Genomic DNA, 9,082 nt, shown 5'->3' on the forward strand with positions numbered 1-9,082 from the left:
ACGAAAGCGTGGGGAGCAAACAGGATTAGATACCCTGGTAGTCCACGCCGTAAACTATGTCGATTTGAAGGTTGTGGTCTTTGAGCCGTGGCTTTCGGAGCTAACGCGTTAAATCGACCGCCTGGGGAGTACGGCCGCAAGGTTAAAACTCAAATGATCGGCGTTGGTGTTAGCAGCGGCGCCGCCAATTCGCCCGCGCTGTGCCCGGTGCCAGTCAACCAGAATCGCTATTTCAAGCGTAGGGTCGGTGCGCTTGGCCTGATAAAGAGCCTCAAGGATTCGTTCGCCGCCTTGGTCCTGTTCCAGATTTAGTAGCGCTCTTGTATCCCGCTTGGCAACAAGAGCCATATTTTAATTTGTTATAATTTCTGTTAAAGCTGACGTAAGAAGCAGAGGATATCATGGCGATTTAAGCGGCCTGACCGATGATGTTATGATCTATCATTTGGAAATGCACTGCAGAGATAAAACGGCCTCTATTCCCAGGCTGGCCGAAAGATGAAGATTTCAAAATGGCCATTTTGCGCGTCTGCCGTTTTATCAAAGAGTAAGCGGTGGGGAGGCCTGGGCGGGCGGGGCTTATGAGCACATAATTCAATTTTCAGGCATTAATGTCCGATTTGATTATGGATCCTTTGCAACAGACGTGGATCATCGTCAATTCCGGATTAACCGCCCTAAACAGCTATAAAAATTGCGTCTATCAGTTTCTGGACGAAGAGAAAAAGCGCTATGTGGTGAATTTTATCGCCCCGCGAACAAACTGGGCGTGCCGAGCAAATTTTAGAAGAGCACCAGCTGGTGCATGAGCTTGCGGATGCTGAAATACCGGTCGTAGCGCCATTGGTCATTAATAATGCGACACTGCACAACTATCTTGGCTATTTTTTCCCTGCTTACAAGCGTAAGCGGTCGGGCTTTTGAGAGCGATGTTTTCACAAGCGTGCGACCAGTTAAGTGAGGGTTCATGAGGGTGGGGACCATTGACTACTGGCGCCAGCTGTGTCTGCATGGTAATTTGCACGCCGGTAATATTTTATAGTGCGACGGATATCCCCAAGTTTGTCGATCTCGACGATACCTGTAATGGCCCAGATATTCAAGATCTCTGAATGCTACTTAACGGAGATCGCCGTGACAAACTGTATTAATTGTCTCTATTGTTGGACGCTTATGCTGAGTTTATGGGTTTCGATCCTCGCGAACTGGCGCTTATTGGGCTGTTGCGGGCAATATGAAGATCCATTATTTCACCTGGGTTAGCCGGTGCTGGGCAATTCGGATTTTCCTCGCAGTTTTCCGTTAATGGTTGAGGAGGAATTCTGGTCACAATAAACCGCGCTATTCATCGAACAGGTAACGCTGCTGTAACAGCTTCCGCTGCAGTTAATGCCCGTATATTGATTATGTTTACGCCTAACTTATTCATTTTAGAGAGACACTTTCTATGAAAAAAATATGGTTTGCGTTGATGGGTATCGCGTTAGCATTTAGTGCCTCGGCCGCGCTGTTTACTGAAGATCAACAATATATCCAACTCGACAAGCCGGTAACCAGTGAACCCCAGGTGCTAGAGTTTTTCTCGTTTTATTGCCAGCACTGTTATCAATTCGAGCAAGTATATCATATTTCCAGCACGGTGAAAAAAGCGCTGCCGTCAGGAACTAAAATGACCAAATATCACGTGGACTTTCTTGGGCCGATGGGTAAACAACTCACCCAGGCTTGGGCAGTAGCCATTACGATGGGGGTAGAAGATAAAGTCAGTCCGCTGCTGTTTGATGGTCTGCAAAAAATACAGACGATACAAACGCCGGATGACATCCGTGCTGTCTTTGTCAAAGCGGGCGTCAGCGCGGAAGAATATGATTCTTCCTGGAACAGTTTTGCTGTGAAATCCTTAGTAGTACAGCAGGAGAAAGCGGCCGCTGATCTGCAGCTGCGCGGCGTGCCGGCTATGTTCGTCAATGGAAAATATATGGTGAAAAATGACGGACTGAATATGTTATCGATAGACGCTTATACCGAACAATTCACCGATGTTGTGAAGTTTCTTCTTAGCCAAAAGTAAGTATCTCCCCGTGGGCGAATGAAGCACAACGCCGGCGTTGTCGTTTATGGCAGCGCTGGAAACTAGCAGTATCTCCTTAATCTGCCAGCGGATAATAACCTTTGCCCGCTACGGGCCCATAGCAGGTTTATATCCACAATGGCAATACCTTTATTATAAAATTTGCTATTGGCAAGTTTATATATTAATAAATTGATAATAAAGGTTTTTTGTCTAATAACCTCGCGAATATTGCGTCTGTCAATAAAAATTATTATTTTTACTCACAAAGTTATCCACAGATAGATCCTGCGGATCTAGCTGCATTCCCGGTATTTTTATCGCCCTTATGCTACTCTAACCATCGTCTCCAGCTGACGGCTGTGGCATGCTAGTTCCTGTTTGCTGACTAAAAAAGAACGAAATACGCTATGGTCCAAATCGCAGAAAACCCGTTAATACTGGTGGATGGTTCTTCTTATCTTTACCGCGCCTATCATGCCTTCCCGCCGCTGACTAATAGCATGGGGGAACCCACTGGGGCGATGTACGGCGTATTAAATATGCTTAAAAGCCTGCTGGTGCAATACCAGCCAAGCCATGTGGCGGTGGTGTTTGATGCCAATGGCAAGACCTTCCGCGATGAATTATTTGAGTACTACAAATCCCACCGACCGCCTATGCCGGACGATCTGCGCAGCCAGATAGCGCCGCTGCATCAGATGGTCAAGGCGATGGGATTGCCGCTGCTGGCTATCAGCGGCGTAGAGGCCGACGATGTTATCGGTACGCTGGCGCTGGCGGCGGCGGGCGATAGCCGCGACGTACTGATAAGCACCGGTGATAAAGACATGGCGCAGCTTGTGTCGCCTAAAATTACCCTGATAAATACCATGTCGAACACCATCCTCGGTCCGGAAGAGGTGCAGTTGAAATTCGGCGTGCCACCTGAGCTTATCATCGATTATCTGGCGCTGATGGGCGACAGCTCCGATAATATTCCCGGCGTGCCGGGGATAGGAGAGAAAACCGCACAGGCGCTATTGCAAGGACTAGGGGGGCTGGGAATTCTGTATCAACAGCTTGAAGGCGTCAGCACTTTGAGCTTACGCGGCGCCAAAACCATGGCCGCCAAACTCGAACAGCATCGCGAGGTAGCTTTTCTTTCCTACCAGTTGGCGACAATCAAAACCGATGTAGTGCTAGATTTACACTATGACCAGCTAACGGTTGAAGAGCCAGAGTCCGAAGAGCTGATGCTATTATTTCAGCGTTATGAATTTAAACGCTGGCTGAGAGACCTGGAAGCGGGTAAATGGCTACAGGGTCGCAAAATCGCCGTAGAGCCGCGTTCGCCTTTTACCACCTCTCTCCCAGCCTCCGTAGAAGTGCCGGCTGAGGTATTGTCAAAAGACGACTACCAGATCATTTTCGACATGGCGACTCTTGAGCAGTGGATTACTGCGATTCGCGACGCTGGTGTATTCGCCTTCGATACCGAAACCGACGGGTTGGATACGCTGACTGCCAATTTAGTGGGGCTGTGCTTTGCCTTGAAGCCGGGTGAAACCGCCTATCTACCGGTGGGTCACGATTACCTAGATGCGCCGGACCAGCTTGACCGCACGTTGGTATTGGCGGCTATGAAACCGGTACTGGAAGATCCCGCCATCGGCAAAATCGGCCAGAACCTCAAATTCGATCGCGGGGTATTGAAAAGATACAACATTGAGTTGGCAGGCATAGCATTCGATACCATGCTGGAATCCTACGTACTGGACAGCGTCGCCGGCCGCCACGATATGGACAGCTTGGGGGACCGTTTTTTACAACACACTACTATGAGCTTTGAAGAGATTGCGGGCAAAGGTCGTAATAAGCTGACATTTAACCAGATTGCATTGGAACAAGCGGCCCCGTACGCCGCTGAAGACGCCGATGTGACGCTTCGTTTGCATCAGACGCTGTGGCCGCGAATTGAGCAATCGCCGGAGCTGAAAAAGGTCTTTCAGGAAATTGAAATGCCGCTGGTGCCAGTCCTGTCGCGCATTGAGCGCACCGGGGTGCTCATTGACGAAAACATTCTTGCCGCGCATTCGGCAGAGTTGACCAAACGCCTGGAAGCACTGGAACAGGAAGCGCATCAGCTGGCTGAAGAACCGTTCAATCTTTCCTCTACCAAACAACTACAGGCGATTTTATACGATAAACAAAAACTGCCGGTGCTGAAAAAAACCCCTGGCGGTGCCCCTTCCACCAATGAAGAGGTGTTAGCTGAGCTGGCGTTAGATTATCCGCTGCCGAAACTGATTTTGGAATACCGTGGTCTAGCTAAGCTTAAATACACCTACACCGATAAACTACCGCAAATGATCAACCCAGCGTCGAAACGGGTGCATACCTCATATCATCAGGCTGTCACCGCCACAGGTCGACTGTCTTCGAGCGATCCGAACCTGCAAAATATCCCGGTGCGTAATGATGAGGGACGGCGTATACGGCAGGCGTTTATCGCGCCACCGGACGCGCTTATCGTGGCGGCGGACTATTCGCAGATTGAGCTGCGCATCATGGCGCATCTCTCGTGCGACCCTGGATTGCTGAACGCTTTCACTGCCGGTAAGGATATTCACCGCGCTACCGCCGCCGAGGTATTCAGTATGCCGCTGGAGAAGGTGACACAGGATCAGCGACGCTGCGCCAAGGTTATCAACTTTGGCCTGATTTATGGCATGAGCGCTTTTGGTCTGGCGCGTCAGCTGTCGGTGCCGCGTTCGGAGGCACAGAAATATATTAATCTTTATTTCGAGCGGTACCCTGGCGTTTTGGACTATATGGAACGCACACGTAGGCAGGCTATCGATCAAGGCTATGTCGCGACTCTGGATGGGCGCCGGCTTTATCTGCCGGATATCCGCTCACGTAACGGCATGCGTAAAAAAAGAGCAGAGCGCATGGCCATTAATGCCCCTATGCAGGGCACCGCCGCCGATATCATCAAACGGGCGATGATTGCGATCGATGGTTGGCTGCAGCAGGAAGTGCCCCCAGTTCGCATGATTATGCAGGTTCATGATGAGCTGGTGTTTGAGGTGCAGCGGGATGCAGTTGAGAACGCCAAAGCGCGGATTAAGGCGCTGATGGAGGGATGTTTTACGCTTGATGTGCCGCTGCAGGTGGACGTGGGTGTCGGTGAGAGCTGGGACCAAGCTCACTAAGTAGTGAATGAATAAGCACTTTTGTAATTAAGCTACATTGAAAGTGTGATATATTCCTACAATAAGCACTCATTATACATAAAAAGGTGAAAGTAAACTGCAAAAAATTCTTTTCCCCCAAAAAAATAAGGTAGAGAGCTATCTGGTAGGATACAGAGGTAAGATATTTTATCCTTTAAACCTTTTACTTCACGTAATCGGATTTTGCTAAGTATTAGCCGCCCTAGTCGTTTTATGACCGGGGCGTTTTTGTTGGGAGCGGAAAATTTTTGTGCGTTGCCCGGTGGCGTGAACATCATATATCGTGAACAGCGAAGCCGCCCTCGCCTCGGCCTGGGCGTGAAGCTTAGCTTTATTCTTCACTCGGAGGCGCTTCTGGCACTATCGACGGTGAGCTGGCGGCAAACCAGGCGTCGAGTTTCTGCCGCAGTTTATCCACGCCCTGTTTTTTCAGCGACGAGAATGTTTCTACTTCAACATCGCCTATGAATGCCAGCGCTGATTCACGCACCTGATTTAACTGCATTTTGCGCGCGCTGGAAGCTAGCTTATCGGCCTTGGTAAGCAGGATGAGAACCGGAATGTTGATATCCATCGCCCATTGCACAATCTGTCGATCGAGATCTTTCATTGGGTAGCGGATATCCATTAGTACTACCAGTCCCTTGAGGCTGTCGCGCTTTTGTAGATATTTGCCTAGAGCTCGCTGCCACTTGCGTTTTAATTCTTCCGGCACTTCGGCGTAACCATAGCCTGGAAGATCTACCAGCCGAATGCCCCGTTCCACCTCAAACAGGTTGATAAGCTGGGTGCAACCGGGGATTTTACTGGTCCTGGCCAGGTTTTTCTGATTGGTCAGGGCATTAAGAGCGCTGGATTTGCCGGCGTTGGAACGCCCGGTGAAAGCGATTTCAATCCCGTCGTCGATCGGCAAATGGTGAATATCCGGCGTGCTGGTCAAGAAATGAGTTATCTGATAGTTATAAGATTTGGTCAATGGTATATTCTCTCTGGAGATGGCATATCAGCTAATTATACCGGTTATGACCCGTGATGCCGTTTTTATTTTCTCCCACACGGGCGCAGCCATCTTTTTCTTGCGTAGTTTTCTGGTATATTCTGCCGCAACATTAGACGTTATTGCATTTACCCAATGGTCAATATTATAAATTCATCAGCATGGGGGCGCCTTCGGGCAGCCAGGCGACGCTAAAAAAAACAGCGTAAAAGCTGCGAAGAGTTGAATATCAAAGGGCGTGAATGTAAGCGGAAAAAATACCGAGGGCTGGCCGTGTCAGCAGTAAAAAGTCCGTGTCGCTGACGCTTGATGGAGCATCGGTTCAATCCAATATCTCTCGCGCCAACGCCGCAACCGCCAAAGCTATGGGAAACGGCCGAACAGGAGATAGCTCTCCTTGGAGAATGACAATCGTCTGGCTGCGTTACTGCAGCACCTGCAGCAGGATGAAAATTTTTCCACGGAGGGGGCGGCTTTATGTTGACTAGGCGCTGGATCGAATCGATGAGATGATGACCGAGTGGGCATTGAGCTTAATGACGATGACGAAGAGAGTGCGCGGATGAATCAGGAAGATATACTGCAGCTGCTTAAATATGGCTACGAAAAAGGCAACCTCTAACCCTTGTCGGCATTAACGCTTCTCCTTGCGCTAATGTTAACCTTTTTTGTATAGTTATCTGGTGAACGTCGGCGCCTCTCACAGAACAAGGCCTCATACCTCTCGTCAGATGACGCTGTCGACGTCCTACAGTAAGGAGTAAGCCATATAGTCGTTGCTAGCCAATCGAATAGGATTTGACCTTCATTCAGAAACATAACTACTCCGGGCCGCTCTATATGTCCTATCTCACCGCACTGGAATTCAGCGAAGATTATGTGATGCAGCGTTTTCCATAGTGGCGGTCTGTTTTATCCCGTCCAGCCGCTCTCGCAGAGTATCGAGATAATCATCGACCTTTACGCCATAGCGCGCGACTGCCTTATTGCAGTCGCAGGTAGTATAAACCTATGACAGACAGGATGTGAACATTCTGGCGCGGGAAACCTGCGCGCGGGCGCAATTGTTCGTCGGTAGGAAACGTCAACTAAATGAATTAGGGTAGGGTGGGAACACTGACCTTTGACCTTTTTACCGGTGGCGCAGACAGCGCGGTTATGTATAGTGCGGTGCTGCTGCGGGAACATCTCTTTTGATGCCGATGCAGAGCTGTCGATTGAAATCGATCCGCGGGATATCCTGCTAGATCTCATTGATAATTTGTAGCGATAAGAGTTCAATCGTATCAGCGTCGGCGTGCAAGATTTCATGGCTAGGTGCCAGCGTTGCATCAATTTCGAGCAGGACGAAGCGCTGATTTTTTGGTCTGACTGAGCGCACTACCCGTCTATGATTCCGCTCGACCAACATCGATTTGATTTACTGGTCTGCCGCGCTAAATGCACGATCGCTTCGCTTATACGTTGTAGCTGGTCATCTGCGCTTGGGCCATAGAGTTTAAGAGTGTTTAGTTATGCCCAGATGCTATCGCTATTTGCTGCACAGCGCAAATTTAAAGACGCGGACATGCCCGGCGCGGCTCGCAAAAACTTGCCATGTTGCGGCACAGTGTCATGACTCTTATCACTGACTGGCACAGTGTCATGACTCTTATCACTGACTCAGGCTATCAATTCATCGGTATGGACTATGACATGAACTATTTCGCCCGGCTGGATGATGAACCGGGCACTGACGTAGCAGGCGTCACGTCTGCACCGCAATTTCCAGGGGTATACTACCACCATACTACCACCTATGGCGAGTGCGACCTGCTGGGACCAGGTATATTGGCGATAAGTACGGTCGGCGACTATTATGTGCAAAATCAGAAAGTCATGTACAGCTATCGTGATTTTGTTGAGTGGCAAGGTAATAGTTTTTGGTGCTTAGCCGCGACGATTGCTTACGTTGTACGTTGTGACGTCATAAAAGCACTGATTTTCTAATTTCGTCTCGATTTTAACGTGATTGTAGCGGCTTGCAGCATCTGATTTACCGGTTACTTTGCCGAAGTCTGGCGTAAATGGTACCCTCGGTAGAGGAAGGGCTAGTGACGCCACGAGCACCTGCGCGCTGGAAATAACCGTTTGTAGCCGTCTGCTGGCGCACAATATCTGCATGTGTTTCGATACCTAACCTATTTACGTACTAGCCAGCGCCTACGTCAGTTTTTCCATGTGATCCAAACCGCCCCTTTCCGCTGACGGCGGAAAGGGGCGGTTTGGATGTTGGATGACCGATTAATTCAGTGAATTGATGAGCGCGGCGCACATGACCGCTGCCAGCGCCGTCTGTGGGGCATGCCCCACAACGATAACCGCGTCCAGTCCCTGCGTCGCGAAAGCGATAATGGTCTGCAACATGGCTTGTCTCCCCTTGTACATAGAAATAATACTGAGCCGGTCCGCGATGTAAATTGTTTAAGCGAAATTTTGCATCGCGGCGTACTCTCTGTGGAGCGTGTTCTGGGATTACTCCATCCCAAGCTCTTTCAGTTTACGCGTTAGCAAGACTAAAGCCGAGCAAACGGGTAGCCTCCTGCTTGTAAAACTGGGTATGGCGCCGTGTGGTAGTCAGCTAAGGTACCTTCCATTTCCGGCTGCGCTTCCTGACAGCAGGTTTTGTTGACCAGAGCGAAACGCGCGATTCTCTCACTGCACCGGCAGTGTGTCCCAGCTATTCAGCAGCGATTGCACCACGTTATCCAGTGCGGCGGTTTCAAATAGCTCCGACGGCAAATCCTGAATCAATAC

The 9,082-nt window shown here is 49.7% G+C and carries 7 protein-coding genes, 1 rRNA gene and 1 pseudogene; 6 read left to right on the plus strand and 3 right to left on the minus strand.

Annotation, left to right across the window (positions count from 1 at the left end; genetic code table 11):
• The 4 genes from BG74_RS10475 to polA all read left to right on the plus strand — a co-directional run.
• Positions 1 to 234, plus strand: a 16S ribosomal RNA gene (locus BG74_RS10475); the annotation flags it as partial.
• 199 nt (positions 235 to 433) lie between these two features.
• Positions 434 to 502, plus strand: a complete 69-nt coding sequence (locus BG74_RS20435; protein ID WP_439895657.1) for a hypothetical protein — start codon at positions 434 to 436, stop codon at positions 500 to 502.
• 945 nt (positions 503 to 1,447) lie between these two features.
• A complete protein-coding gene (gene dsbA / locus BG74_RS03735; RefSeq protein ID WP_066596698.1) occupies positions 1,448 to 2,071 on the plus strand; it encodes a thiol:disulfide interchange protein DsbA in 624 nt (207 codons plus the stop codon).
• Positions 2,072 to 2,481: 410 nt separating this feature from the next.
• Positions 2,482 to 5,268, plus strand: a complete 2,787-nt coding sequence (polA, locus tag BG74_RS03740) for a DNA polymerase I (protein WP_066596700.1) — start codon at positions 2,482 to 2,484, stop codon at positions 5,266 to 5,268.
• 352 nt (positions 5,269 to 5,620) lie between these two features.
• Here the strand turns inward: polA and yihA are convergent, their stop codons facing one another.
• Positions 5,621 to 6,265 (minus strand): ribosome biogenesis GTP-binding protein YihA/YsxC, encoded by a 645-nt coding sequence (gene yihA / locus BG74_RS03745; RefSeq protein WP_066596702.1) that lies wholly within the window; start codon positions 6,263 to 6,265, stop codon positions 5,621 to 5,623.
• 1,159 nt (positions 6,266 to 7,424) lie between these two features.
• Between yihA and BG74_RS18860 the strand changes: the two genes are divergently transcribed.
• Both BG74_RS18860 and BG74_RS16480 read left to right on the plus strand, forming a co-directional pair.
• Positions 7,425 to 7,553 carry a hypothetical protein gene (locus tag BG74_RS18860; protein WP_256364210.1) on the plus strand — a complete coding sequence of 43 codons (129 nt, stop codon included), beginning with the start codon at positions 7,425 to 7,427 and terminating at the stop codon, positions 7,551 to 7,553.
• Positions 7,554 to 7,900: 347 nt separating this feature from the next.
• Positions 7,901 to 8,275, plus strand: a complete 375-nt coding sequence (locus tag BG74_RS16480) for an oxygen-independent coproporphyrinogen III oxidase (RefSeq protein ID WP_066596704.1) — start codon at positions 7,901 to 7,903, stop codon at positions 8,273 to 8,275.
• Positions 8,276 to 8,569: 294 nt separating this feature from the next.
• Here the strand turns inward: BG74_RS16480 and BG74_RS12815 are convergent, their stop codons facing one another.
• Together BG74_RS12815 and BG74_RS16485 are read right to left on the minus strand one after the other, a co-directional pair.
• The gene (locus BG74_RS12815) at positions 8,570 to 8,692 is read right to left on the minus strand and encodes a YshB family small membrane protein (protein WP_187202576.1); all 123 of its coding nucleotides are present in this window, start codon (positions 8,690 to 8,692) and stop codon (positions 8,570 to 8,572) included.
• Positions 8,693 to 8,800: 108 nt separating this feature from the next.
• Positions 8,801 to 9,082 (minus strand): annotated as a pseudogene (locus tag BG74_RS16485) (hypothetical protein); the annotation flags it as partial.

This window comes from Sodalis-like endosymbiont of Proechinophthirus fluctus, assembly GCF_001602625.1.
In the GTDB taxonomy this organism is placed as follows: domain Bacteria; phylum Pseudomonadota; class Gammaproteobacteria; order Enterobacterales; family Enterobacteriaceae.